This window comes from Streptomyces sp. NPDC041108, assembly GCF_055592645.1.
Genome location: NZ_JBVIYK010000001.1, coordinates 798,879 through 823,067, shown reverse-complemented (window position 1 = coordinate 823,067; position 24,189 = coordinate 798,879). Strand labels below are relative to the sequence as shown.

The 24,189-nt window shown below is 66.8% G+C and carries 17 protein-coding genes, 1 tRNA gene and 1 pseudogene; 10 read left to right on the top strand and 9 right to left on the bottom strand.

Annotated features, from left to right (window positions below):
- Positions 1 to 5 precede the first annotated feature (5 nt).
- From ACZ6BB_RS03460 to ACZ6BB_RS03450, 3 genes are read left to right on the top strand one after another with little or no spacing between them, the layout of a single operon-like run.
- Positions 6 to 767, top strand: a complete 762-nt coding sequence (locus ACZ6BB_RS03460) for a DUF4391 domain-containing protein (RefSeq protein ID WP_471614112.1) — start codon at positions 6 to 8, stop codon at positions 765 to 767.
- A gap of 45 nt (positions 768 to 812) precedes the next feature.
- On the top strand, positions 813 to 2,807 hold the full coding sequence (locus ACZ6BB_RS03455; protein ID WP_471613641.1) for a site-specific DNA-methyltransferase: 1,995 nt from the start codon (positions 813 to 815) through the stop codon (positions 2,805 to 2,807).
- Positions 2,808 to 5,906 (top strand): restriction endonuclease, encoded by a 3,099-nt coding sequence (locus ACZ6BB_RS03450; RefSeq protein ID WP_471613640.1) that lies wholly within the window; start codon positions 2,808 to 2,810, stop codon positions 5,904 to 5,906.
- Between the two features lie 261 nt (positions 5,907 to 6,167).
- Here ACZ6BB_RS03450 and ACZ6BB_RS03445 read toward each other — a convergent pair.
- Positions 6,168 to 6,323, bottom strand: a pseudogene (locus ACZ6BB_RS03445) (DUF397 domain-containing protein); the annotation flags it as partial.
- Between the two features lie 103 nt (positions 6,324 to 6,426).
- On the opposite strand from ACZ6BB_RS03445, the gene ACZ6BB_RS03440 reads away from it, so the two are divergent.
- Positions 6,427 to 7,716 carry a PIN domain-containing protein gene (locus ACZ6BB_RS03440; RefSeq protein ID WP_471613639.1) on the top strand — a complete coding sequence of 430 codons (1,290 nt, stop codon included), beginning with the start codon at positions 6,427 to 6,429 and terminating at the stop codon, positions 7,714 to 7,716.
- A gap of 73 nt (positions 7,717 to 7,789) precedes the next feature.
- Here ACZ6BB_RS03440 and ACZ6BB_RS03435 read toward each other — a convergent pair whose 3' ends face one another.
- Together ACZ6BB_RS03435 and ACZ6BB_RS03430 are read right to left on the bottom strand one after the other, a co-directional pair.
- Positions 7,790 to 8,302, bottom strand: a complete 513-nt coding sequence (locus ACZ6BB_RS03435) for a hypothetical protein (protein ID WP_471613638.1) — start codon at positions 8,300 to 8,302, stop codon at positions 7,790 to 7,792.
- Positions 8,303 to 8,953: 651 nt separating this feature from the next.
- On the bottom strand, positions 8,954 to 9,343 hold the full coding sequence (locus tag ACZ6BB_RS03430; protein ID WP_471613637.1) for a hypothetical protein: 390 nt from the start codon (positions 9,341 to 9,343) through the stop codon (positions 8,954 to 8,956).
- Positions 9,344 to 9,768: 425 nt separating this feature from the next.
- Between ACZ6BB_RS03430 and ACZ6BB_RS03425 the strand changes: the two genes are divergently transcribed.
- The 3 genes from ACZ6BB_RS03425 to ACZ6BB_RS03415 all read left to right on the top strand — a co-directional run bounded on the left by ACZ6BB_RS03425 (position 9,769) and on the right by ACZ6BB_RS03415 (position 14,846).
- Entirely contained in the window at positions 9,769 to 11,499 is a 1,731-nt protein-coding gene (locus tag ACZ6BB_RS03425) for a hypothetical protein (RefSeq protein WP_471613636.1), read from the top strand.
- Entirely contained in the window at positions 11,453 to 13,474 is a 2,022-nt protein-coding gene (locus ACZ6BB_RS03420; RefSeq protein WP_471613635.1) for an ATP-dependent DNA helicase, read from the top strand. The genes ACZ6BB_RS03425 and ACZ6BB_RS03420 overlap by 47 nt, the downstream gene beginning before the upstream one ends.
- Before the next feature lie 925 nt (positions 13,475 to 14,399).
- Positions 14,400 to 14,846 carry an NUDIX hydrolase gene (locus ACZ6BB_RS03415; protein ID WP_471614111.1) on the top strand — a complete coding sequence of 149 codons (447 nt, stop codon included), beginning with the start codon at positions 14,400 to 14,402 and terminating at the stop codon, positions 14,844 to 14,846.
- A 114-nt stretch (positions 14,847 to 14,960) separates the two neighbouring features.
- Here the strand turns inward: ACZ6BB_RS03415 and ACZ6BB_RS03410 are convergent, their stop codons facing one another.
- Positions 14,961 to 15,638 (bottom strand): IclR family transcriptional regulator, encoded by a 678-nt coding sequence (locus ACZ6BB_RS03410; protein ID WP_471613634.1) that lies wholly within the window; start codon positions 15,636 to 15,638, stop codon positions 14,961 to 14,963.
- A 278-nt stretch (positions 15,639 to 15,916) separates the two neighbouring features.
- On the opposite strand from ACZ6BB_RS03410, the gene ACZ6BB_RS03405 reads away from it, so the two are divergent.
- Positions 15,917 to 16,438, top strand: coding sequence for a hypothetical protein (locus ACZ6BB_RS03405; RefSeq protein ID WP_471613633.1), 522 nt, complete (start codon positions 15,917 to 15,919; stop codon positions 16,436 to 16,438).
- Positions 16,439 to 16,648: 210 nt separating this feature from the next.
- Here ACZ6BB_RS03405 and ACZ6BB_RS03400 read toward each other — a convergent pair whose 3' ends face one another.
- Entirely contained in the window at positions 16,649 to 16,969 is a 321-nt protein-coding gene (locus tag ACZ6BB_RS03400; RefSeq protein WP_471613632.1) for a helix-turn-helix domain-containing protein, read from the bottom strand.
- A gap of 21 nt (positions 16,970 to 16,990) precedes the next feature.
- On the opposite strand from ACZ6BB_RS03400, the gene ACZ6BB_RS03395 reads away from it, so the two are divergent.
- Complete coding sequence (locus ACZ6BB_RS03395) at positions 16,991 to 17,992, top strand: hypothetical protein (protein WP_471613631.1); 1,002 nt, start codon at positions 16,991 to 16,993, stop codon at positions 17,990 to 17,992.
- Positions 17,989 to 19,890 (top strand): hypothetical protein, encoded by a 1,902-nt coding sequence (locus ACZ6BB_RS03390; RefSeq protein WP_471613630.1) that lies wholly within the window; start codon positions 17,989 to 17,991, stop codon positions 19,888 to 19,890. Before ACZ6BB_RS03395 ends, ACZ6BB_RS03390 begins: the two co-directional genes overlap by 4 nt.
- Positions 19,891 to 20,136: 246 nt before the next feature.
- On the opposite strand, the gene ACZ6BB_RS03385 is transcribed toward ACZ6BB_RS03390, so the two are convergent.
- The 4 genes from ACZ6BB_RS03385 to sucC all read right to left on the bottom strand — a co-directional run bounded on the left by ACZ6BB_RS03385 (position 20,137) and on the right by sucC (position 24,071).
- A tRNA-Leu gene (locus tag ACZ6BB_RS03385) sits at positions 20,137 to 20,221 on the bottom strand.
- 186 nt (positions 20,222 to 20,407) lie between these two features.
- On the bottom strand, positions 20,408 to 21,973 hold the full coding sequence (locus ACZ6BB_RS03380) for an aldehyde dehydrogenase family protein (protein WP_471613629.1): 1,566 nt from the start codon (positions 21,971 to 21,973) through the stop codon (positions 20,408 to 20,410).
- A 71-nt stretch (positions 21,974 to 22,044) separates the two neighbouring features.
- The gene (sucD, locus tag ACZ6BB_RS03375) at positions 22,045 to 22,929 is read right to left on the bottom strand and encodes a succinate--CoA ligase subunit alpha (protein ID WP_471613628.1); all 885 of its coding nucleotides are present in this window, start codon (positions 22,927 to 22,929) and stop codon (positions 22,045 to 22,047) included.
- A gap of 11 nt (positions 22,930 to 22,940) precedes the next feature.
- Entirely contained in the window at positions 22,941 to 24,071 is a 1,131-nt protein-coding gene (gene sucC, locus ACZ6BB_RS03370) for an ADP-forming succinate--CoA ligase subunit beta (protein WP_471613627.1), read from the bottom strand.
- Positions 24,072 to 24,189: the final 118 nt, after the last annotated feature.

Genomic DNA, 24,189 nt, shown 5'->3' with positions numbered 1-24,189 from the left:
CCGATATGCTCCCCGAGCACAACGGCGCCGACCTGCTTGCTCTACCTGATGTGGCACGCCACCAGCACCGCATCACGAAGAAGATGCTCGCCGCGCAATTCGAGGATCAGGCACCCGTCGATGCCCGCCTGATAACCAAGGCGGTGGCCTCGGCGCAGCTGGTCGGGATACTGCGCCCGGAGACCATCAAGGTGCCCAAGTACCAGGACGCCGAACGTACTGTCGTCGACGTTCCGGTCTTGGAAGTTCTCGTGGCGGAGAAGACGTCGGCGGCTGACCATACCCGCGTGACCGAGCTCGTTCACCGCAGCATGGCCAAGCCCGTAGTGCTACTCGCCCACATGCCGGACGGGCATACGACACTCTCCCTAGCACTCAGCCATGTCAGCCGCACGGATCCCACCCGGTCGACCTCCGTGATCGACGCGCACGTCATGGTGCCGGCCGGAGGGATCGAGCCAGGCGCCCTCCACCTTGATCGGCTCGACCGCACCGACATGTGGGCGCTGTACCGCGACCTTGTGCGTACCGCCGCGGCTGATGGGCGCCCCGCCGGCACTGCTCTGCAAGCGGTGGATGCCATCGCGCTGCGCCGACGACTGACCGATCTGGAAAGCGAACTGATCACCGTCGTGGGTGGCGCGAAACGAGCGAAGAACCAGCAACGCCGCATCGAGCTCAACATTGAAGCGCGGACTCTACGTGCGCAGATCGGACATGTCAGAGGCAACCTATACAGTGCCGACGACCACCACGGCAGCGCCTGAACGGCTCCCAAGCCCACTCCCGCCCCACACAGGAAGACACCACCCGTGACCCTGGACTTCGAACCAGTCGACGACCTGAACGGCCCCGGCGAGGCCAAGTCGAACCTCGACCTTCTGGCCCGCCTCTTCCCCGATGCCGTCGTCGACGGCACCGTCGATATCGAGGCCCTCCGGGACTTGCTGGGTGACAACGCCTCCCCGAACACTGCCGAGGCATTCGGCCTGCGCTGGCCCGGCATGGCCGAGGCCCGCCGCCTGTCCACCGTCCCGGCGACAGGCACGCTTCTGCCCAAGCCCGAAGAATCCGTGGACTGGGACAACACTCGCAACATCGTGGTCGAGGGGGACAATCTTGAGGTTCTGCGCTTGTTGCGGCGCGGATACACCAACAAGGTCGACGTGATCTACATCGATCCGCCCTACAACACGGGCAACGACTTCATCTACGACGACAAGCGCACTACCTCCCGGGCCGAGCACGAAGCGGCGGCCGGGCAGCGTGACGGAAAGGGCGTGCTCCAGATCGGTACCGGATCCGACCGGGCGCAGGATCGCAGGGCCGGTGCGTCCAGGCACTCGGCGTGGCTATCCATGATGTATCCGCGGTTGCTTGTGGCAAACCATTTGCTCAAGGAGACCGGTGTCATCATCGTTGCGATTGATGACACCGAGCATGCACGTCTCAAGCTTTTGATGGATCGGGTGTTCGGGGCGGAGAACTTCGCGGCAAACGTCGTATGGCAGGGGTCAGGGCGAAATGACGCCAGGTTCACTTCCGCGGGAATCGACTACATGCTGATTTACGCGAAGTCGAGGATGAAATTGGTTCAGGAGGATGTCCGCTGGACAGAGAAAAAGGCGGGAGGGACGGAGGTTACCGAGGCGGCACGGAAGGCTTGGGAGGAGAGCGGCCATGACCCGCTGACGGCAACTGAGGCCTTGAAGAACTGGTGGAGGAGCGCCCCGTCGGATATCGCTAAGGGCCTTGGCGGTTCCCGCGGATACAAAGAGATTGACGAGAACGGACGCGTTTTTGCAAGAGGCGATTTGCGATCCCCTAACCCTCGAGAAAATCTCATGTACGACCTCCCTCATCCTGCGACAGGCATTCCGGTGCGAATGCACCCGAACGGCTGGGTTTACTCACGAGAAACCATGACCCGAAAAATTGCCGAAGGTCGAATCCTTTTCGGTCAAGATGAGACCGTGAGTCCTCGATACAAACGCTTCCTCGACGAGCTCGAGGACCAGCCAATCCGACCCGTTTTCGAGCAAGATCGCGCAGCTGCGGGACTGTATCTTCGCCGCCTCCTCGAGAGCGATGTATTCGAGTACCCAAAGGATCACACCGTACTCGCCAAGTGGATCAATGCCGTGACGGAATCAAATTCCGACGCTGTAGTTCTTGACTTCTTCGCGGGCTCCGGTTCCACCGGTCACGCTGTCATGGAACTCAACGCCGCCGACGGCGGCAACCGCCGGCATATCCTGGTCCAGCTCGACGAGCCCGTCGACAAGGATGGCTACGACACGATCGCGGACATCACGCGAGAGCGGCTGCGCCGCGCGGGCAAACAGATCGCCTCCAAGCGAACCCCCGACGCCGCGCGCATCGACACCGGCTTCCGGTCGTATCACCTAGCCTCCAGCAACGTAAAACCCTGGGACGGAACCCCCGACCAGCTCAACCTTCTCGAATCCGTGGACAACCTCGTCGCCGGCCGCACCACGGACGATCTGCTGGTCGAGATGATGCTGCGCCTGGGCGTGGACCTGACCACGCCGCTGGAGACGCGCGAGGTCGCCGGCAGCACCCTGTACAACCTAGCCGGAACGCTGTTCGCGTACTTCGGCACGGACATCACGGTGGAGCGTGCGAGCGAGGTCGCGAAGGCTCTGGTGGCCTGGCGCGATGAGGATCCGGGTGACGCCGACACCACGGTCGTCGTCCGTGACACGGGCTTCGTCGACTCTTCCGCCAAGCTCAATTTCGCCGCCGCTGTCGAGCAGGCCGGCTTCACCACGCTGCGGAGCATCTGAATGAAGTTTTCCTTCGACGCGGACCTCGACTACCAGCGCGAAGCCATCGACGCGGTCACGGGGCTTTTCAAGGGCCAGGAAAGGATGGAATCCCAGTTCACCGTGCACGCGCACCCATCAGCGCGCGCCGGGCTCGACGGGCTGACTGACCTGGGCTACGGAAACATGCTGCACCTGGATCGAAAGACGATCCTGGACAATCTGCACGAAGTGCAGAAGCGCACCGGTCTTACTCCGGAGCCGTCGTTGGATTCGATGAACTTCACCATCGAGATGGAGACCGGCACCGGCAAGACATACGTCTACCTGCGCACCATCTACGAGCTCAACCAGTTCTACGGGTTCACCAAGTTCATGGTGGTGGTGCCGTCGGTGGCTATCAAGGAGGGCGTCGAGACGTCCATCCGGATGCTGCGCGAGCACTTCGGAGCCCTGTACGGCAACCCGCCGATGACCCCCTTCCAGTTCGACGGCAACAATCCCTCTCGCGTACGTTCGTTCGCCACCTCGCCGAGCATCGAGATCATGATCGTCACCGTCGGGGCGATCAACAAGAAGACCAACAAGATCTACCAGCCAGCTGAGGAACTCGACTTCGAGGTACCCGCCGACCTGATCCGGGCCACGAACCCGATCATCATCGTCGACGAGCCGCAGAGCGTGTACGGCGACACCGGTACCGGCAAGAAGAAGGGCGCGGGTCGCAGCGCGCTCGAGGACTTCAACGCCCTGGCCACCCTGCGCTACTCGGCCACCCACCCGAAGGGCGACAAGGCCAACCTCGTCTATCGACTGGACGCCATCGCCGCCTACGAGAATCAGCTGGTCAAACAGATCGAAGTCGACTCCTTGGTCACCTCCGCCAGCGGGACAACGCCGTACGTCAGACTGCTCGACGTGAAGCGCGGCAACGGAGCGATCACGGCACGCGTCGAGGCAGACGTCGAACAGGGCAACGAGATCAAACGCAAGGCTGTCACCGTGGACACCACGTCCCGCAGCAACCTCGCGGACGTCACGGGTCGCGACCTGTACAAGGACCTCACGGTGGTCGCCATCAACGCGGCTCAGGGGCAGCAGAGCATCTCCTTCGACACCGTCGCGCAGCCGCTGCGAGCGGGCGACAGCATCGGCGCCGAGGTCAGTATCGGTGAGCGAGCCCGCCAGATGATCGCTCAGACCATCCGGCAGCACCTGCGCAAGGAGCAGGAGTTCGCGATCCACGGACGCGACATAAAGGTGCTCAGCCTCTTCTTCGTCGACTCCGTGGCCAAGTACCGCGAGTACGGCCCCGATGGAGAGGCTCTTCCCGGCGAGTACCAGCGGATCTTCGAGGAGGAGTACACGCGTATCGCCTCCGAGCCGGAGTTCAACACCCTGCTGGGCGGCAGCGCCGCAGACCATGTCGCGAGGGAGGCCCACCAGGGGTACTTCTCCGTGGACCGCCGCAAGGGTGGCACCGAAGTACTGGTGGACACCAAGGAGACCACCGACAAGGGACGTCAACAGGCAGGTCTCGCCTACGAGCAGATCATGCGGGACAAGGTCGGTCTCACCACACCGGGCACCTCCATCCGGTTCATCTTCAGCCACTCCGCGTTGCAGGAGGGCTGGGACAATCCCAACGTCTTCCAGATCTGTGTGCTGAGGAACATGGGCACCGAACGGTGGAGGCGACAGTCCATCGGTCGTGGCCTGCGTCTGTGCGTGGACGGGTCCGGCAACCGTGTGCACGGCTTCGACACCAACCGCCTCACCGTGATCGCGAACGAGTCCTACGAGGAGTTCGCCGATCGGCTCCAGCACGAGTTGGCTGAGGACCTGGGCATCCAGTTCGGCATCGTCACCGTGGACGGCTTCGCACGCCTGCCCTTCAAGGCGGAGGACGGAAATGTCGTTCCGGTCGGCTCTACCGCCGCGCAGACCCTGTATCAGGCTCTGTTCACCGAGGGGTACATCGACGCCAAGGGAAAGGTCCAGGACAGCCTGCGTCAGGCCGTGAGGACCGGCGACGAGAACCTCACCAAGATTGTCGGCGACTCCGTGGAGTCCCAGGCCGCGGTCAAGGCGGTGCTCGGACTCATCAAGCGCCTGGCCAAGCCGATCGAGGTCAAGAAGGCCGGCGAACGCGTCGCGGTGCCTCTCGTCCAGCAACGCTTGGAGAGCCCCGAGTTCCAGGAGTTGTGGAACCGCATCCGACATCGCACGGAGTACCGCGTCGAGGTCGACGAAGAGAGCCTGCGTAAGGCGATGGTCAAGGCGCTGCGGGACATGCCTCCTGTGCCAAAGCGTCGGGGCGAGTGGCGCACACACCGCGTGCAGCGCATCGACCAGAGTGGTCTGACCGCGGAGGCAGCAGCGGCGCGACGCGCGGACGTCACCTACGCGGACAGCGAGGACCTGCCCGACATTCTTTCCGTGCTGGCAGACCGCACCCAACTGACCCGTGCCACGCTCGCCCACGTCCTCACCGAGTCCGGCACGCTCGGGCAGTTCCGAAACAATCCGCAGGCATACATCGACCAGGTGAGCCGCCAACTCAACATCACCAAGGCCGACTTCCTGGTCAAGGGAGTGCGCTACGAGCTGGTGGACTCATCCCGGCCCGAAGCAGACCGCAGGTATGCGCTCAGCCTTTTCCGCAAAGCCGACCTCGCCGGGTACACCGGCCCCGGAGGGAACATCGTCACCGACACGGACGGCAACGCGGTCTCGTTCGAAGAGAAGTCGGTATACCGGTACCTGGTCATCGACTCGGCTCCGGAGAAGGACTTCGCGCTCGCGCTCCTGCAGCGCCCCGAGGTCAAGACCTTCGTGAAACTTCCGGCGTCTTTCAAGATCCCAACCCCTTTGGGTAGTTACAACCCCGACTGGGCGCTTGCCGTTGAGCGAACCGATGGCAGCCGCTACATCGTCTTTGAGACCAAGGATGTCAACGAGCTCGAACTGCTGCGGCCCATGGAGCAAAACAAGATCGCTTCGGCCCGCAAGCACTTCGAAGCCGTGATCCATGGGGCCGGGATCAGTGACCTCGAGTACGCGGTAGTCAACGGCATTGAGGCGGCGACCGCCATAATGGAACGGGACGATCCGCAATAGGCACGCCACCAGCGTGCTGGCCCGTCGGCGAAGAGAGCTGGAAGTCACGACTCCACTGGCCGGTTCATCAACCGCGAGACCCAGCTCCGCGCATGCCGTCTTCCGATCATCCGGGAAGCGAATCCGGGAACGCTGCCCATGACGCCTCGGCACAGCTGGGCATATGGAGTTCGGAGTGTAGCCATGCCGACGGTGTGGTGCGGGGGCGGATTGCACCGCTCCCGCACCACTCCGATCACCACCCGTCGACGCCTACACCGCTCAAACCTCCGCCACGAACCCCACGAACCGCGACCACCCCTCATGCCCCACCGCGAAATAAGGGCGCGTCACATCCTTGGAGTCCCGTACGCAGACCTCCTGTCCAGTGATGGCCACCTCGCCGCAGCTGTCGCCCTGGGTACCAACGGATGTTGACGGGGAATCTCAGTTGTTCGCGACGCCGCGCTGTTGAAAACGCTAAGGTCACGTCGGATGCGCTGGCACAGGGGACCCGGCGCGCGACGTAGGCGGGGTGGCTGTGGCGAGTGACACGACGACCGGCGAGAGCGGTCGTGGAATCTTCGAGGACTTCGGCGCCTATCGGACCCCGACGACAGCGGACTTCACCGCCGTGCTAACGGACGGCTTGGTCGCCCCCGACGCGAACGTGCTGCTGAATCTCTACCGGTACACGGAGCAGGCACGAACCGACCTTCTCGGGGCACTCGGCGCTCTCGGAGACCGGCTGTGGGTTCCGCACCAGGTCGTCGACGAGTTCTGGCGGAACAGGGAAAGTGTCATCAGCGAAGCGCGATCGACAAGCAAGAACGCTTCCCAGGAGATGAGCAGCCACGCCGGGACGGCGGTGCAGACCCTGCGCACCTGGGCCAACCGAGTGGCCCTGAGCGACGAGGACTTGGCAGACCTTCGCGATCGGCTGACGGATGCCTTCGGCGAGGTGCAAAAGAAGATCACCGAGGTCGGTGAAGGTGAATGGCAGAACATCACTCATGACACTAGCGCCGATCCGGTGATCGCCGGGCTGGAGCGTGCACTGGCCGGCCGTGTCGGCACGCCCTTCAGCCCCGAGGAACGTGCCGAACTCACCGAAGAGGGCAAGGAGCGCGTCAAGAAGCGCGTTCCGCCCGGTTACATGGATGCCAAGAAAGACGGCGATGGAGCGGTCGGCGACTTCTTCGTGTGGGAAGAGCTCCTTCGTGCGGCGTCCGAGCGCCGGAGCGATGTCCTTTTCGTGACGGCGGATGCCAAGGAAGACTGGTGGCGGAAGGAGCACGGTTACAACCGGGGTCCCCGCCCGGAGCTGACCGCGGAACTCCGGAGGCGGGGCGGAGGCCGACTGTTCCTGCTGTCGCCGAGACAGTTCCTGGAAGTAGCCGCCCCCATCCTGCAACTCAGTCTCCAAGCCGGCTCCGTCGAGGACATCGAGCGGGTGGAACGCATTGAGGCCGAGCCCTCCCACGGCGGTTGGACCGTCGCTGCGATCGAGGCGCTCTTCAACGGCCTCTCATACGAGGGTTACGGCAATCGCGTGGACGTCATCCGCTACGCGGCCGAGATGGACGGCCGCATCGAGGCGTCGTCCGTGTACGAGATCTGTGATTACGGCGACGAACGCAGCCTGAGAGGCTTCACCAGACCCATCAAGCGAATCAGCGGGAATTTGATGGAGCAGGGGGTCATCCCGGACTCGGCGGTGCCGGTTCTCACCGCGGAGTATGAGAACGGTCCCGGCCGTGCTTCCGGCTTCAAGGTTCCCCCTCTCCTCGTCCCGTTGGTCAACGACTTGGCGGACAACGACGAGCCTTAGGCTCGACCCTGAAGAGGATCACGGCGCTCCGGGCCCGCCGGGTCAGGCCGACGCCGGCTCCCAACGGTAGCCCTCAGCTGCCTCTCCGTAGGGAACCAACAGCGGTTCCAACTCTGTACGCAGCAGGTCGGCGTCGCTCTGGCGGCAGAGTCAGCGACGCCCTGCGCATGCGGACGCTCCAGGTGGCCGGATCAGGGAACACGGAAAGCTGCGGCACAAGGTCACGCAGAACCAGCCCATCGCGGAACCGAGCCAGGTCGGACACCTCCAGGCGGCAACCTTCGGTGAAGGTGCGCTCCCCGAAAACGACCGGATCCTGCAGAACTCCCACGGGGCCGGCGACTCGGGCCCGGCCGATGACGCGCCCGATATCGCGTGTCGGGTTCCTGAAGCAGCCCCGCGTGGTGTAGAGGAAGACCTCGTCGCCCTGCTCCAGGACCTGAGCCGCCTTGGAACGCCCCGCGGGGAAGGCCATCCGTTGGGCGGTCACCACCCAGCTCAGTGCGGCACGGTCACTGATGATCAGGAGGTGTGTCGACGGCATGCCGATCACGATACCCAGACGGCAGCCCGGCGCACCGGTCACTCCACTTCTACACCTTTCGGAGGACTTACGGTCTCCTTGGTCGTGGCGCATACGGACTCGGCGCCCAGGCTGTCGCGAGCGCCCGCTTCCGGTGGCACGAATGGTGACCACGTCGACGGCGCCCCAGTACGTGCGGCACCTGCCGACCATTGACTGCCGCTCCGCCCCACACGGCAGCCGAGTGGGGCGGCAGCTCGTCACCGCGTCCGGAGCGCAAGGCCCCGATCACCGCTCGACGTCGTCCCGCCACGCACACAACTCCCCCTGCGTGGGTGCCAGCTCGTACCCGTGGTAGTGGCAGGCCCGGCTGAGGCCGGCCCAGGTCGCCGAACAGCGGCGCGCGTGTCGGGGTCGGCGTAGGACTCCAGGCACAGGGCTTGGGCGTGCGGCGGGCAGCGGGCCAGCTCGGTTTGCGGCCCTGCCAGTAGCGGCACAGGGCCTCTTCGAGGGCGTGGCGCAGCAGGAGTGCCACGGCGCGCGGCCAGACTCCCGTGGTGGAGGCGGTGCGGTGCCGAGCAATCGGTCCGCGCCCGCGAGCAGTTCCTCGGGGTGTGAGGTGAACGGCGGCGCAGGCGGGAGCGCCGCGGGGAGCCGGGGCGGGCGCGCGGGCGGGATGGGCGTGGCCGGGGGATCGTGGCCGGGGGATCGTGGTCACAGGGATTGCACCGCCTTCGCGAGGTCCGCGGTGCGGCGGATGATCTCCTCCGCGTCGTCGACGGGCACGGCTTCGTGGGTGCCCTTGTTGCACCACCGAATGTGGTCGGTGGCCTGCTGGCCGTAGCCCCGGGTGAGGTCGGTCATGGCCTCGCCCACCCGGTCAATCTCCCCGTAGAGGGCGAGAAAGGCCAGTTCGGTGAGCTTGTGGGCCTTCGCGATGCGCTGCTCGATCTCGGCATGCGGCAGGCCCGTGCCGAGGAGCCGGCGCCGGGCCGGTTCGAGGAGAGCGGCCTCCAGTGCGGTGCGGCACAGGCCGGGCAGGACCCGGGCGACGACGTCCCCGGGCAGGTCACGCGTCCTGGCGAGCGCCTTCGCGTCGTACAAGGGCTGTTTGACGGGGTGTTGGTGTGCAGGGCGGTGCGCAGGGCCTGGACGTACATGGCCAGCGACCCGGCTGAACCCACCCCCAGTACACCCTTGGGGCGGAACCGGGCACCGGGCTTGGACCAATTTCGAGCAGTTCACGCAACGCCTGAAGCCAAATGACCGTCCTGGACTCAGCTCTCCTGCCACGACCCTCGCCCACGTCTCTTGGGCAGATGTGCGCCGGCACGGTCACGTGGCACATCGGGAATCGTTGCTTGCCTCGGTGGGGTGTCAGTGCTTCACCGTAAGGTGACGAGCGAGTACTGGAAGTGGTGGAGGGGATCCCAGTGGTATACGTGCAGCATCTTTCGGTCCGGGTGCCTTGGCACGACACAGGCTGGGAGGGCCGAATCTGCGCCGATCCACTAGGCAATGCGTCGTGCGTGCTACTGGAGAACATCGGGCGGCGGCGAAAGGACGAGCTGGAGGTCGAGTATGCGGGCCAGGCCTTCAGCGCGTTGCCGGACAGCTTGCCCGCGTGTGCCGGTGAGCGGGGCGGGTTTCTGAGCAGCAGGGATCATGTGCTGCGGACGTCCCACCCCTACAACCATGCCCTCAAGAAGCTCAAGGGTGCGTCCGTTCCGTTGCCCGCGTGGTCTGTCCACGGCATCCCGTTTCGCTGGCTCAATCGGGCGATGCTTCTGGACGGTGTCATGGAGCAGCAGCCGGTGGACGGCTACAGCTCGGAGGCGGAGGAGCATGCGATTTCCGCGCTGGGCTTCGAACCTCCGTGGGTCCTTCACGGGGACAACCAGAAGGCTGTCATCGACACGTTCTTCCAGGACGTCGTCGAGGGGCAGTCGCTGGTCTTCTTCTATCTCAAGCACGCTCCGTTCGAGGACCATCCCCGTCGAATCCTCGTCGGTGCCGCGTTGATCGCCTCGGTCACGCCGCCCGGCCGGTGGCCGGCTGAGGGTCCCACCCCGTTCCCCAATCACATGTGGGAGACGGTGGTACGGCACACGCTGCGGCCGGACGGCAATGGAGGCATCCTGCTGCCGATGCAGGCCCTGGCGCGACTCGCCGCCGACGGTACTGATGTCTCGCGCGCCCTGGCGCAAGCCCCGGAGACGGGCTGGGAGTTCTCCTACGGAACCGAGCACGTGCCGTCAGACACAGCCGTCGCCTCGCTGATGGAGCTCAAGCGTGCCGCCGAAGCTGCCATCGCCCTGGGCTGCGAGCTGCCGCAGCGGTCCTTCGACTGGCTCGACGAGCAGCTGCACCATGCCTGGCGCCGCCGCGGTACCGCCCCTGGTCTGCCCGCGGTGCTGAGCCTCCTCGGCGTGTCTCACCCCACGTTCGCGGCCCGGGAGGTGACATCTGCCGTCAGCGACAGGGAGGACCCCTGGCCCGTATTGGAACGGGCCATGCAAGGACGCGGCGGTCCAGCCTCGGTCACCGCACTGGCCACGCCCACCCGCCAGAAGGTATGGGCGGCACTTGGACACGATCAACGCCAGGCTCTGCGACTGCTGGCCCGCTTCGACCTGACTGCGGACCAAGTGCGCCTGGTATGTGAGCAGAAGAGCGCCATGCCATTGTCCGTGGAGGAGCTACTCGCGGACCCGTACACCCTGGTGACCTGCACCGTGGACGACGCGGATCCGATCCGCTTCGAAGCCGTGGACCGGGGCTGTTTCCCCGACCTGCAGCTGACGGACCGGCACCCGCTGCCGATCACGGAGCCACTCACGGATCCCGACGACAAGCGGCGCCTCGAAGCCGCAATGGCGACCGTGCTGCTGCGCGCCCAGGCAGAGGGGCACACTCTGCTGCCGCTCGAAGAGATGCTGGAGGGTCTGGAGAGGCTGAGCTCCGTCAGGCCATTGCGCCCCAGCCAAGCGGTTTTGTCAGCTCACCAGTTGCGCGCCGAGGACCTGGACGACGACTTGGACTTCAACTGGCCGCAGTTGTGCCGGACGCACGTCGCCGATGGTACGGCCGCCTACAAGCTGCGTTCCGCGCTATGGCGCAAGCACGCAATTCGAGAGGTCATCGATCAGCTCCGCTCCGCGGCCCGGCACACGGCACACGGCACCGAAGGATCTCGCGGTCACCCTGGATTCCGTGCTCGACGAGCAGGGCAAGATCGCCGAGGCCGACCGTTTCGATGAGGCCCGGGCTCGACAGGAGAAGGCCGCGGCCTTGCGTGAGATGTACGAGAGCCGGTTCACCGTGCTCAACGGTCCGGCGGGCACAGGCAAGACCATGCTGGTCAAGGCACTGGTACGACGGCCGGAGGTGATGTCGGAGGGAGTGCTGCTGCTCGCTCCGACGGGCAAGGCACGGGTCCAGTTGCAGAACAAGGTCGGCCATCAGGCCCAGACGCTGGCGCAGTTCCTGAGCAAGTCGGGCCGCTACGAGGGCGACACCGCCCGGTATCTGATCACCGGCCAACTGCCCCGCGAGCGGCAGTACGGCACAGTGGTCGTCGACGAGGCCTCGATGCTCACGGAGAACATGCTCGCCGCATTGCTCGACGCCTTGGAGCCTCGGCAGCGCCTGATCTTGGTCGGTGATCCGCGCCAGCTCCCGCCCATCGGCGCGGGCCGTCCTTTCGTTGACCTCGAACGCTCTGCACGGCAGGGCCATAGCGGTTCATGGCCGCGCGTCGCTCCGGGATGGGCCGAACTCACGGTGCTGCGCCGACAGCGCGAGCTGGGCGATGTCCGTCACGACCTGATGCTGGCGCGCTGGTACAGCGGTGACGAGCGCGGGCCGGGCAGCGACGAAATCTGGCAACGTCTCCGCCAAGGCGAGAATATGCCGACGCTCCGCGCAGTTCCTTGGAACGGCCGGACGGCCGCGCAAGTGGTCGATGACGTGCTGCGAGAAGAGTTCGGCGTGGTGGACGACGCCTACGGCCTGAGCTTCGCGATCTCCTACGGCGCGGGGAGCACGCAGCGCGGAGCCAGAACGTACCCTGAATTCTCCAAGGCCGCCGCTCAGTGCGGCACTTGGCAGATCCTCAGCCCTGTCCGCGGGACTGCTCACGGAACCGTGGAACTCAATCGCCACCTCAAGCGGCGCTACCGCGGAGCCTCCCTCGAGAATGCCCTGAAGAAGGGCTGGGATCGCAAGGTGCCCAAGCCGCTGGGGGCGGAGCAGATCGTGCTCGGCGACAAGGTCGTCCATACCCGCAACGGCACGCTCTCCGCCTGGTCGCAGACCGACAGCCGGGCAGCGAAGGGCTATGTCGCCAACGGCGAACTCGGTGTGGTCACCGGTCAGGTGAAGACCCCGCGCATGAAGAGGCCGCCTTGGATTACAGAGGTCGAATTCTCGTCCCAGCTCGGATTGCGTTACAAGTACGGGCGCATCGGCGGCGAAGACGACGCGCCCCTGGAGCTGGCGTGGGCCCTTACCGTGCACAAAAGTCAGGGCAGCGAGTTCGACACCGTCATCGTTGTTCTGCCCGCCACGGCCCGCAGCATCTCGCGGGAACTGCTGTACACCGCCCTCACCCGCCAGACCAAGAGAGTGGTCCTCTGCCATGAAGGGCCGCTCGACGACCTCATCGAACTGACGCGGGCCACCGGATCCGACACCGCCCGCCGGTTCACCGACCTCATCGACACACCGGACCCACGCGCAGTGATGACACCGAGCGGTACTGACTGCGGGCGGGTCGATGCGCGACTCGTCCACGTAGCAGTCAACGGCGTCATGGTCCGAAGCAAGAACGAAGTCATCGTCGCCGGCATCCTCGAACAACTCGCCCCTGGAGCCTGGGCGTACGAGCAACCCTTCAAGGGAAACGACGGCCGCACAGTGCTACCGGACTTCACCATCACGCCGCTGTCCGGGCCTCCCATCTACTGGGAACACCTCGGCATGCTCGACAACCCCGAGTACGCCGCCAGGTGGCAGCGGCGCCTGAAGTGGTACGCGCAGCAGGGCGTGCTCCCCGAAGAAGACGGTGGTGGCCCCAACGGCATCCTGGTCTGGACGAGCGACGAGCACGGCGTGGACGAACCGGAGTGGCGGGCACTCGCCCAACGTGTCATCGGTGCCGCAGCTATCCGTCGAGCCCGGCCTGCTCCCTCGAAGAAGACGGCCGCGCGTCCCCGCAATCCCGAGCGTCCTTGACTTGCTGGCCCATCATGAACTGCCCAGGTTCCACGGAACCCGGGCAGTTCTCATCGGGGCATCTGGTGGGTGGGGTCGCTGTTACAGACTTCTGTTCTGATCATGACCAGACAGTAGAGATCCCGCGCGACGCATTTCCATTGTCGCAATGGCCCACAAGAGCTCCTCTGGAAACAATTCCGCGCTTCAGCCAGAAATAATCCCTCTCGTCAACATGCCGACGGCTGCCGCCATAGCTGGTCGGATGACGGAGACGAGGATTTCAAGCTCGAAGGACCGAGTGAAGGTCAGCGCTCTGAGGCTTGCCTCGGTGAGGCTGCTCATGGGCTTCCGCCCCGCCACTGGCCGGCGAAGTCACGGCGGAAGAGATGGCCCGCGCGGAGGAACTGGTGCTAACGAAGTTCGCCACCGAGGAGTGGACCGCACGCATGCCGTAGCCGCCGCGCCCTGCCGGGTGCCGCGCGGCACCCGGCAGGCGAGTAGGCCCCTGCTCGTGATCACGTCGGCTCGTAGTGTCTTCCCCATCCGACCTTCGCCGCCCCTGCCCACCTCAACGGCATTCCGGGACACAAGACCGATCCGAGTCGGCGTTGCTCGCCCGCGCAGACCTTTCCCGGATAGTGCGGCTTCGTTCGTCTCTGTACGAGAGTCACCGCATCGGAATGGTCTGTGCGGCGGGACAGGGCCCAGCGTCTGGAGAAGAACGCCGGCTGCCCAATTCTCAGGCAGCGGTCATTGCAGTATCCGTACGGCTTGTGGGCTGCCCAGGCGCGGATCACACTCACCGCATTGAGCTCAGAGATGAAACTCGCGTCGATCCGGGACACGAGTGGCCGGTTAAGCGGCCGCATGTCAGGATCGGACCGTGCCTGTTTTCCTGCACGCTGCCGAGAGTTCGGGGCTCCCTGCCGTGCCGCCTCCCAGGATGCGGCGGGTGGTGTTCGTCGCGGTGCTGAGCTCGGACGGGCGGCTTGCGCTGGTGGCAGACGACCTGTCTGGAGTTCTTCCCCGATGGGTACTCCCTTCAGGATCCGTCCGAGCCACAGAAACCTACCGTGAGGCGGCAGTGCGCGTACTCCTCGATGCGGTCGGCGCGATGCCGGTGCGCGGGGGCACTGTTGAAGGATGCCGCTGGGCTCAGGTGCCTGTGCCCATAGGTCGGAGCCGTCGAGAGGCACACCTGTTCATCTTTCGTCTCGCTGCGGCTGGTGCTCCGCCGGAGCATCTGCCCTGGAGGGGAGCGACGCGCTGGGCGGGGCCTGAGCAGTGGCAGGAGTTGTGCACACGGTGCGATCTGCCAGATGTAGATGTGCTGTTGACGGGATACCTGGAGGGGTGGATCCCGGACGGGCGGATCACGTTGGGGCCTTGAGTCCCGGCACCTCGGCACCCGCTGTCACTCTGCCCTGGCGATCGTGGTGGCGGTCTCCTGCAGGGCCGTGGCGACTGCTGGCATGTCCTGTTCACGCAGACGTACGGCGGGTGCCTACACGGAGATCGCGGCGAGCGGTTCCCCGATGCGGTTGCGGATGGCCACGCCTACGCCGTGCAGGTCGTGTGCACTTTCCTCAAGGTCTGCCGCCCATCCCCGGACTCTGACTTCCTCCAACTCCACCTCAAGCAGCGACCACTCAGTGATGCTTCCTGCCGCCGTAGCAGGGAGCGCGGCCGGGAGTGTCGCGCGTACATCTGCCGGGTCGCGCAGTGCGAGCAGGGCCTTGCCCGCCGCTGTGACGTGGGCGGGGAGTTCCTGTCCGAGCGGAACGCTGACGCGCAGGACATGCCGGCACTCGACTCCGTCGAGTAGTCGGACGACGGCCGCATCCAGGGAGTACAGGCACACCGTCTCCTGCAGCTTCTCGGAGAGCTCCTCCAGGGGTCTGCGCGCCTGTCGTCGGACGTCCAGCTGGGCGATCGCGGCCAGTCCCATGCGTACGAGCTGCGGACCCGCCGAGTATCCGTGCTGGCCAGGATCGTGACGCAGGAAACCCGTGCGCTGCAGGGTGACCAGGATGCGGTGTGCAGTGGAACGTGAGATACCGAGCTCCCGGGCGGTTTCTGTAACACCGATTTCCCCCCGGTCATACGCCAGGACGAGAACATCCAGGGCCTTCGTCACCGACGCCAAGGCCTCTGTCGCCGACAGATGCTTGCCATCCACCATGAAGGAACCGTAACGCTCAAACGTTCCCGGAGACCGGGAGCTTCGACAGAATCCACACGTCAGAATTCTGCGATGGCACGTCTCACAGTTCCGGTGCGGCATCGCTCGAACCCGGCGAGCCAACTCTGCGTCAAGACAGGTCGATTCCTGCGATAACCCCGACCGGACTTGCCGTGCTTGAGCGCACTGCTGACCGTTTGATAGCGCCTCACAGGAATGGCGTGCGTGCCACAGTGTGCCGTCCCTACACTGGCAGCGGCCTTCCTTAGGAGTTCGCTATGGCGGGATACCGGACCAGCGCACCTGCGTCAGACAAGGGTGTCTACATCAGCCAGGCCCGGCATGCCGTGAAGGAGCTGATCACTTCACTGCGCGGCGAGTTGGCGACATTGGAAGCTGTGTACGCGATGATGTGCCAGGGCGTCGAATCCACCGATGTCCGCGAAGAGCCGCCGGACACTGGCGAGGACGCGGGAACCGCCCAACCCTCCCGGGAGGGTCCGCCTGAAGTTTCTGTCGCCGACGAGGATCCTTCGTCCGAAGATGCGCGCCCGGGCATGGGCCCTCGAACCCTGGGGCCACCGCGTAACGGAAGCATGCGCGATGCGATCCTCACACTCCTGTGCGCCGCTCAAGAGGCAATGTCCATCACCGATATCGCGGCGGCGGTGCGCCCGGGAGCGGACGCGACGGTCCGCTCATCCGTAGGAAAAACCCTCAACCGTATGAAGCAACTTGGCGAGGTGGAAAACGTAGCACCGGGAATGTTCCGGGCCGTGCTGTCATCCCGGGCTGCTTGATCCACCCGAGAACGACCCTAACCCAACAAGCAGGCCTCCCTCGATTAGCGGTCGAGGGAGGCCGCCAAACACGCGAACGGACGCTTCTCCTAGCAGGGTTCCGGTCCATCGCGCACGTTCACTCTAGCGCCCCCACGGGTGGCGCTATAGGGCGTCTGCCCCATTCCGCACTTGAGCGTGCACGACTGACCTCAAAGAGGCAATTGGGGATCAGTCATGAGCACATTGGGTCGCATTCGATCCAGGCCAGAGCGCCAGGCCCAGGGCGCGCTCCAGTCGGCAGACCGTCAGCACATCCGGCCAGGTGGCGCCCGCCAGCAGATCGCCGATGGTCTGTCTGCCGACGTTGCTCTGGGCGGCCAGGGCGCGCAGCGAGAGCTCCGGCCTCTCACGCAGGGCGGCGGCGAGGCGGCGGGCAATCGTCTGGACCGCCGCCGCGGCGGGCTCCCCGGCGATCCGGGCATCCGGCCACTCCTCCGGATCGACGGCGTAGCTCCATGGCGGCGCCGTGCGCGCTCGGCCTCCGGTCATAAAGATGCGTTCCTTCAGATCGTGATCGACACTGACACCAGTGGCCGGTTAACCGGCCACCTGTCATGGGCCTTGCGCCTGGAGGTCGCTGTGTCGAATCGCCTGCTGGCCTACGCACCGAAGGCGGAGACGGTGCCGCCCGCCCAGTGGCGCCGCATCGCTCCGGTCGTCCGCTCGCTGGGATTCATGGCCGTCGCAGCGGGACCCTACGGCCCAGACGTGGTCATGACTCCGCTCGCACGGCTGGTCGCCTGGGTCGAGTCCCAGGGCCTCCCGCTCGACCCCTCGGTGATCCTTGACCAGAGCACCGTCGAACGGTTCATCCTCGTCGGCTGCCGCGACATGGCCGCCAACAGCCGCCGAACCTGCAGCAGCCAGTTGCGCCGGGCCTCCGAAGCACTCCTGCTGGACCAGCTCGGACAGCATCCGCCGATCCGGCTGAAGGCCACCGCCGCCCCAGTGGCCCCCTACCCGCCGGCGGAAATCGCCTACTGGCTGATCTGGGCGCAGAGCCTGCCCACCCCCGCCCAGCGGCGCAACGCCTGTCTTCTGTTCTGTCTTGGCGTCGGCTGCGGGCTCGCCGTTGAGGATCTTGTGTACGTTCAGGGGCGGGCTATCCTCGAGGGCCCCACCGGCCGGGCACTGGTCAAGGTGCACGGGCGCCGTCCGCGCACTGTCGTATGCCGGTACGCCTACGAGGAACTGCTGCTGGCGGAAGCCGCCCACATCCCGGCAGACGCGTACGCCTTCCGGCCGGACTGGCAGGACCGCACCAGCAAGCACATCGCATCGGACTGGCTGGCCAAGTACCCGCGGATCATCGGCCGTTGTGACGGTGCAGTGCTGCAGACCCAGCGGCTGCGTACGACCTGGCTCGTCGATCTGCTCAATGCAGGCATTCCGCTGAAGGTGATCCTCAAAGCGTCCGGACTCGGGACCCTGCACAGCCTCTCGCGCTACCTCGTCTTCCTCCACGACGTGCCCGAAGCGGAGGCATCCGATCTGTTGCGGGGGGCGGCATGAGCAGGAAGAACCCAGAGGGCAAACCCTGCCGGCGTACCGGCCTCGCTTTACGCCCTGCACCGCAGGCCCCCGGTCGTACCCTCAGCGACCGCGTTGTGAGGCAGGTCTTCGACCTCGTGCGCCACAGCGGAGTACTGGAACGCCTTCCCTCCAACGAGCACCGGCCAGGCCCGAAGGGCTTCCCGTTCCGCACAGTGCTGATCGGCCTGATCTTGTCGCAGTACATGGGCAAGAGCGCGAACATCAACGACGCATGGGAGACGCTCTTCTTCGCCTTGTCTCCAGGCTCCAAAGCCCTCCTTGACGTCCCCAACGTCGACCTGCACATCCGCGAGGGCGCAACCCGAGAAGAAATCGACCGCGTCGCACACCACCAGTACGCGACGTCGAAGCGCGTCTACCGGTCCTGGTCCTCCATGACCCGGCGCCTCGACCCTGCACCGCACGACCGCCGCAAGCGGCTGTCGCTCAGTGAGGCCAAGAAGATCCGACGGAAGTGGAATGCCCGCGGCAACCAGGACACCGTGCGCGACCTGGAGGCCATCGCCCAGGATCTGATTCTCGCTCCGGTGATGGCTTCCTACCGGCGCGGCGACTTCGCTCGGTGGCCCGGCCACATTGCGGTCGACGACACTCCGGTTCCAGTCTGGGGCAAAGAGCCGGACTACCACCAGGACCGGGCCTCGCTTGAGATCACCGCCGGGATGTACGTGAAGGGAGGAACGCAGAAGAAGTCGGGGCGCAGCGGCAAAGCTGCGGCCTCCACGAACACCGGCACCCGGCGCGGCACGGCAAACAAGCCAGTGCCTCGCAAGACCAAGTCGGCACGGGAGAAGAAGACCAAGGCACCGGAGAGGAGAGAGTTCCGCTACGCCATGATGGCCGCGTTCCCAGGCCATGGCCATGGAGACCTCGCCGGCGCCTACCCCGCGGTCTGCCTCGGCATGATCCTCCACACCCCGGGCACCGAACCCGGCCCGGCCGCCCTGCGCGCCATCCAGCCGGCCTTCGAACGAGGCCTGGTCAAAGACCTGTTCTGCGCCGACCGGGGCATCACCCAGGCCAAGCCTCACAACCTGCATCTGCAGCTGCTGAAACTCGGTCTCAACGCGGTGAAGCACTACAACGACGACAAGGTCGACCGGCAGGGAGAGTTCCGCGGCATGCAGCTGGTCGGCGGCGAGTTCTACTGCCCGCTGATGCCCACCCCGCTCGTCACTGCGGGCGCCACATACATCGACAGCCGCACGGACGAGGACCGCGCCCACGCACTCAACCTGATCCAGTCCCGGAAGGACTACCAGGCCAAGATCAAGGACTACGGGCCCGCAGGGGACCAGCGTCGACAGTGCCCCGCCCTCGGGTCCCACGCCACAGTCACCTGCTACCGCCGGCCCCAGCCACGCCCGTCCACCGTCGTCGACCTCGACGCCCCCACTGTCCGTACCCCGGCAGCCCTGCCCACCATCCCTAGGTCCAAGCGGGACACCCCCGTCTACCCCGACATCTGCAGGGGGAAGAGCATCACCGTCCCGGGCACCGTGTTGGCCAAGTGGCGGCAAAAATACCCCCTGTTCACCCCTCTGTGGCAGGAAGCCTGGTCCGGACTGCGCAGTCAGAACGAGGGCGGCAACGGCAACCTGAAGAAGTCCGCCCTCGACAGCATCGACAATCCCCAGCTCCGCCTGCCGCACGGACGCGTCGCACAGACCCTGCTCAATGCGGTCATCATCTTCGTGGCGAACCTCAGAGCCATCCGACGGTTCCTCCGCGATCAGGGCATCCAGCCCCGCAAAGCCAGCCCGCAGAGCGCCGCAACCCAACCCGGCGAGCCCTCCGACCCGCCCCTGGCGCGACCCCTTCCGACCGAGCAGGTCGAGCCGCCGCCACGCGAGTGACACACCCCCGCCGCGCTCCACCCCCTGAAAACCCCACATGCCTGCGCCACGGCTACCAGCCGTCGCGCAGGCATGTCCTGTTTCCGCAGGTGAGAGGCGCAGTGCCTGGACCGCCACCGCCTCACCTCCTCATCGAGCCGATCACGAGGCTTGAGGCCCCAGAAACGACGAATTACCGGTGAGTCACATGACTCGACCGGTAATTCGTGAACGCTTCGGGACGATCTCGTGAACGTCCCTAGCGAGTGTCCGAGGGGGGACTTGAACCCCCACGCCCGATAAAGGGCACTAGCACCTCAAGCTAGCGCGTCTGCCATTCCGCCACCCGGACCAGGTGTCTGCCGCCTGGCCAGGGGTTTTCCCGGCGGCGACAGGGACAACAATACCAAGGTTTCGGGGCGCCCTTCACCTGCATATCCGCCCGCGGGTCCGGGCCCCGGGCGGGGCCGTGCGGGTCTCGGCGAGCAGACCCGCACGGCCTCACCGGAGGTGTGCGGACGGTCACGAACCGGCCACGTCAGGCCGCGGACGGCATGAGGTGGTACTCGGGGAAGTTCCCCGGCAGCCGCTCCCCCGCCGGACCGCGTGTGACGGCCTTGACCAGCAGGTCGCCGCCGACGAAGGCGCCCCGCCAGGACGCTCCGAAGCCGCCGAACAGCTCGTCGCGGTCGCCGCGCGAGCGGGGTGTGCCGTGGCCGACCTTGAACGCCCGGATCTGGGGTGCCAGCCGCTCGTACGTCGCCCGGTCGTCGGTGGAGAGGGTGGCGACGAGCGCGCCGTTGGAGGCGTTCATGGCGGCGAGCAGCTCGGCCTCGGTGTCGACCAGGACGATCGTGTCGACCGGGCCGAAGGGTTCCGCGTGGTGGAGCGGGGAGGACGCGGGCGGGTCGAGGAGGGTGACGGGCTGGACGTACGCGCCTGTGTCCTGGCCGGGCAGGAAGCGCGCGTCCGAGAGCCTGCCCCGGTGCAGCGGGACGGCGCCCCGGTCGACGGCCTCGGCGACCTGGTCGGCCAGTTCCTTGGCCTTGGCCGCGTTGATGACGGGTCCGAGATCCAGCGCCGGGTACGGGTCGTCGGGGTGCTCCACGGCCAGCGGGTGGCCGACCCTGAGGGTGCGGACCGCCGGGAGGTAGGCCGCGAGGAACTCGTCGAACAGTTCCCGCTGGACGACGAAGCGCGGGTATGCGGTGCAGCGCTGCTTGCCGTAGTCGAAGAGCCTGGGGACGACGGCGCCGAGGGTGTCCCAGTCGGTGTGGTTCCAGATGCCCCAGGTGTTCAGTCCCTCCTGCTCCAGGACGTGCCGTTTGCCCAGGTCGGCGACGGCGGTGGCCACGGCGGCGCCGGTGTCGCGGCCGCCGACGAAGGAGACGCAGCCGATCTCGGGGGCCCGGACGAGCGCCTCCGACAGCTCACGTCCGCTGCCGCTGACGAGGGTGACGGGGATGCCCTCCCGGGCGGCGAGGGCGATGGCCAGGGTGAGGCAGGCGACGCCGCCGTCGGTGGGGGTCTTGGCGATGACCGCGTTGCCCGCCAGCGCCTGGACCAGCATCGCGTGGACGAGGACGCTCATCGGGTAGTTCCAGCTGGCGATGTTGGAGACCGGGCCGTCGAGGGGGACACGGTTTTCGACCATGGGCTCGATGCCGTCGACGTACCAGCGGACGCCGTCGACGGCCCGGTCCACGTCGGCCTGCGCGAGCCGCCAGGGCTTGCCGATCTCCCAGACGAGGAGCAGGGCGAGCAGTTCCCGGTGCTGGGTGAGGGCGTCGAGGGTGGCGGCGACCCGGGCGCGGCGTTCACCGAGGGGGACGTGGCGCCAGGCCCGGTGCTGATCGAGGCAGGCCCGGACCGCGTGGTGGGCGGTGGTGCCGTCCAGGCGGGGCGGGCCCGCGACGGGGCTGCCGTCGACGGGGCTGGTGGCGGCCAGGGCGCGGCCGTCGGCCCGCCAGGCGGCGCCCCAGCGGTTGAGGACACGGTCGTCCCGGAAGGCTTCGGGGGCGACGGCCAGACAGCGCCGCCAGGCGTCGGTCCAGGCCGTGCCGGACTTCAGGGTGAGGGTGGGTGTGGCTGTGGGTGGCGCCATGGGGTTCTCCGCTCTCGGTGCACGGTCGGGGGCGGGGTGCGCGTCGGCCGGTGGGGCCGCCGCCGGCGGGGTCAGTCCTCGGACTCCAGGGCGGCGAGCACGAGCCGGGCCGTCTCGGTCGGGGTGCCGCCGACCCGCACCCCGGCCGCTTCCAGTGCCTCCTTCTTGGCCTGCGCGGTGCCGGAGGAGCCGGAGACGATCGCGCCGGCGTGGCCCATCGTCCTGCCCTCGGGGGCGGTGAAGCCGGCGATGTAGCCGATGACCGGCTTGGTGACGTGGTCGCGGATGTACGCGGCGGCCCGTTCCTCGGCGTCGCCGCCGATCTCGCCGATGAGGACGATCAGGTCGGTGTCGGGGTCGTCCTGGAAGGCGGCCAGGCAGTCGATGTGGGTGGTGCCGACGACGGGGTCGCCGCCGATGCCGACGCAGGTGGAGAAGCCGATGTCGCGGAGTTCGTGCATGAGCTGGTAGGTGAGGGTGCCGGACTTGGAGACCAGGCCGACGCGCCCCGGCTTGGTGATGTCGGCGGGGACGATGCCGGCGTTGGACTGGCCGGGGGTGATCAGGCCGGGGCAGTTGGGGCCGACGATCCGGGTGCCCCTGGACCGCGCGTACGCCGTGAAGGCGACGGAGTCGTGGACGGGAATGCCCTCGGTGATGACGACGGCGAGGCCGATGCCGGCGTCGGCGGCCTCGACGACGGCCGCCCTGGCGAAGGCCGGCGGGACGAAGACGACGGTGACGTCGGCGCCGGTGGCCTCGATGCCCTCGGCGACCGAGCCGAAGACGGGGACGGCCCGGTCGTCGAAGTCGACGGTGCGGCCGGCCTTGCGGGGGTTGACGCCGCCGACGACGTTCGTGCCGGCCGCGAGCATGCGGCGGGTGTGCTTCATGCCCTCGCCGCCGGTCATGCCCTGGACGAGGACCCTGCTCTCCTGGGTGAGGTAGATGGCCATGTCCGGGCTCCTCAGTTCGCGTGGGCGAGGTCGGCGGCGCGGCGCGCGGCACCGTCCATGGTGGTGGCCTGGTGGACCAGGGGGTGGGCGCGGGCGTCGAGGATCGCCCGGCCGCGTGCGGCGTTGTTGCCGTCGAGGCGGACGACGAGCGGCTTGGTCAGCCGGACGCTGTCCAGGGCCCGCACGATGCCCTCCGCGACCGCGTCGCAGGCGGTGATCCCGCCGAAGACGTTGACGAGGACGGACTTCACGTCGGGGTCGGAGAGGATGACGGAGAGGCCGTCGGCCATGATCTGGGCGGAGGCGCCGCCGCCGATGTCGAGGAAGTCGGCGGGGCGCGCGCCGCAGCCCGCGACGACGTCGAGGGTCGACATGACGAGTCCGGCGCCGTTGCCGATGATCCCGACCTCGCCGTCCAGTTTCACGTAGTTGAGGCCCTTGGCGGCCGCGACGGCCTCCAGCGGGTCGTCGTGCGCGAGGTCCTCGTCGCCCCGACGGGCCTGCCGGAAGCCGGCGTTGCCGTCGAGGGTGACCTTGCCGTCGAGGGCGAGGATCCGGCCCTGTTCGGTGCGCACGAGGGGGTTGACCTCGACGAGGAGCGCGTCCTCGCGGGTCAGCACCTGCCAGAGCCGCATGAGGACGTCGACGGTCTGCGGGGGCAGACCGGCCGCCTCGGCGATCTCGGACGCCTTGGCGGAGGTGACGCCCTCGGCGGGGTCGACCGGGATCCGGGCCACCGCCTCGGGCCTGGTGGCCGCCACCTCCTCGATGTCCATGCCGCCCTCGGCCGAGGCGATGGCGAGGAAGCCGCCGGCCGCGCGGTCGAGGACGTAGGAGACGTAGAACTCGCTCTCGATCGCTACGGGTTCGGCGATCATCACCGTGCGGACGGTGTGGCCCTTGATGTCCATGCCGAGGATCTGGCGTGCCGTCAGTTCGGCGGCGGCGGGGTCGGCGGCGGGCTTCACTCCGCCCGCCTTGCCGCGTCCGCCGGTCTTCACCTGTGCCTTGACGACGACGCGTCCCCCCAGCCTGCGGGCGATCTCCCGGGCCTCCTTGGGCGAGCCGGTGACCTCGGCCCTCGGGACCTCGATGCCGTGTTCCTCGAAGAGTTCTCTTGCCTGGTGCTCGAAAAGGTCCATTCCGGCTCCTGACTCAAAAGTGCCGCACGCCCCCTGGACACCACCCATGGGATGCGGGATAACAAGGTTCATACAGTATTCGTCGACTGTATGCAATCAACCGCGAGAGCGCTCCAAC

Excerpts from the sequence above, each read along its gene's own strand:
- ACZ6BB_RS03460 (WP_471614112.1), top strand. The coding sequence starts at position 6 with ATGCTCCCCGAGCACAACGGCGCCGACCTGCTTGCTCTACCTGATGTG.
- ACZ6BB_RS03450 (WP_471613640.1), top strand. The coding sequence starts at position 2,808 with ATGAAGTTTTCCTTCGACGCGGACCTCGACTACCAGCGCGAAGCCATC.
- ACZ6BB_RS03415 (WP_471614111.1), top strand. The coding sequence starts at position 14,400 with ATGCGGCGGGTGGTGTTCGTCGCGGTGCTGAGCTCGGACGGGCGGCTT.
- ACZ6BB_RS03410 (WP_471613634.1), bottom strand. The coding sequence starts at position 15,638 with ATGGTGGATGGCAAGCATCTGTCGGCGACAGAGGCCTTGGCGTCGGTG.
- ACZ6BB_RS03405 (WP_471613633.1), top strand. The coding sequence starts at position 15,917 with ATGGCGGGATACCGGACCAGCGCACCTGCGTCAGACAAGGGTGTCTAC.
- ACZ6BB_RS03400 (WP_471613632.1), bottom strand. The coding sequence starts at position 16,969 with ATGACCGGAGGCCGAGCGCGCACGGCGCCGCCATGGAGCTACGCCGTC.
- ACZ6BB_RS03390 (WP_471613630.1), top strand. The coding sequence starts at position 17,989 with ATGAGCAGGAAGAACCCAGAGGGCAAACCCTGCCGGCGTACCGGCCTC.
- ACZ6BB_RS03380 (WP_471613629.1), bottom strand. The coding sequence starts at position 21,973 with ATGGCGCCACCCACAGCCACACCCACCCTCACCCTGAAGTCCGGCACG.
- sucD (WP_471613628.1), bottom strand. The coding sequence starts at position 22,929 with ATGGCCATCTACCTCACCCAGGAGAGCAGGGTCCTCGTCCAGGGCATG.
- sucC (WP_471613627.1), bottom strand. The coding sequence starts at position 24,071 with ATGGACCTTTTCGAGCACCAGGCAAGAGAACTCTTCGAGGAACACGGC.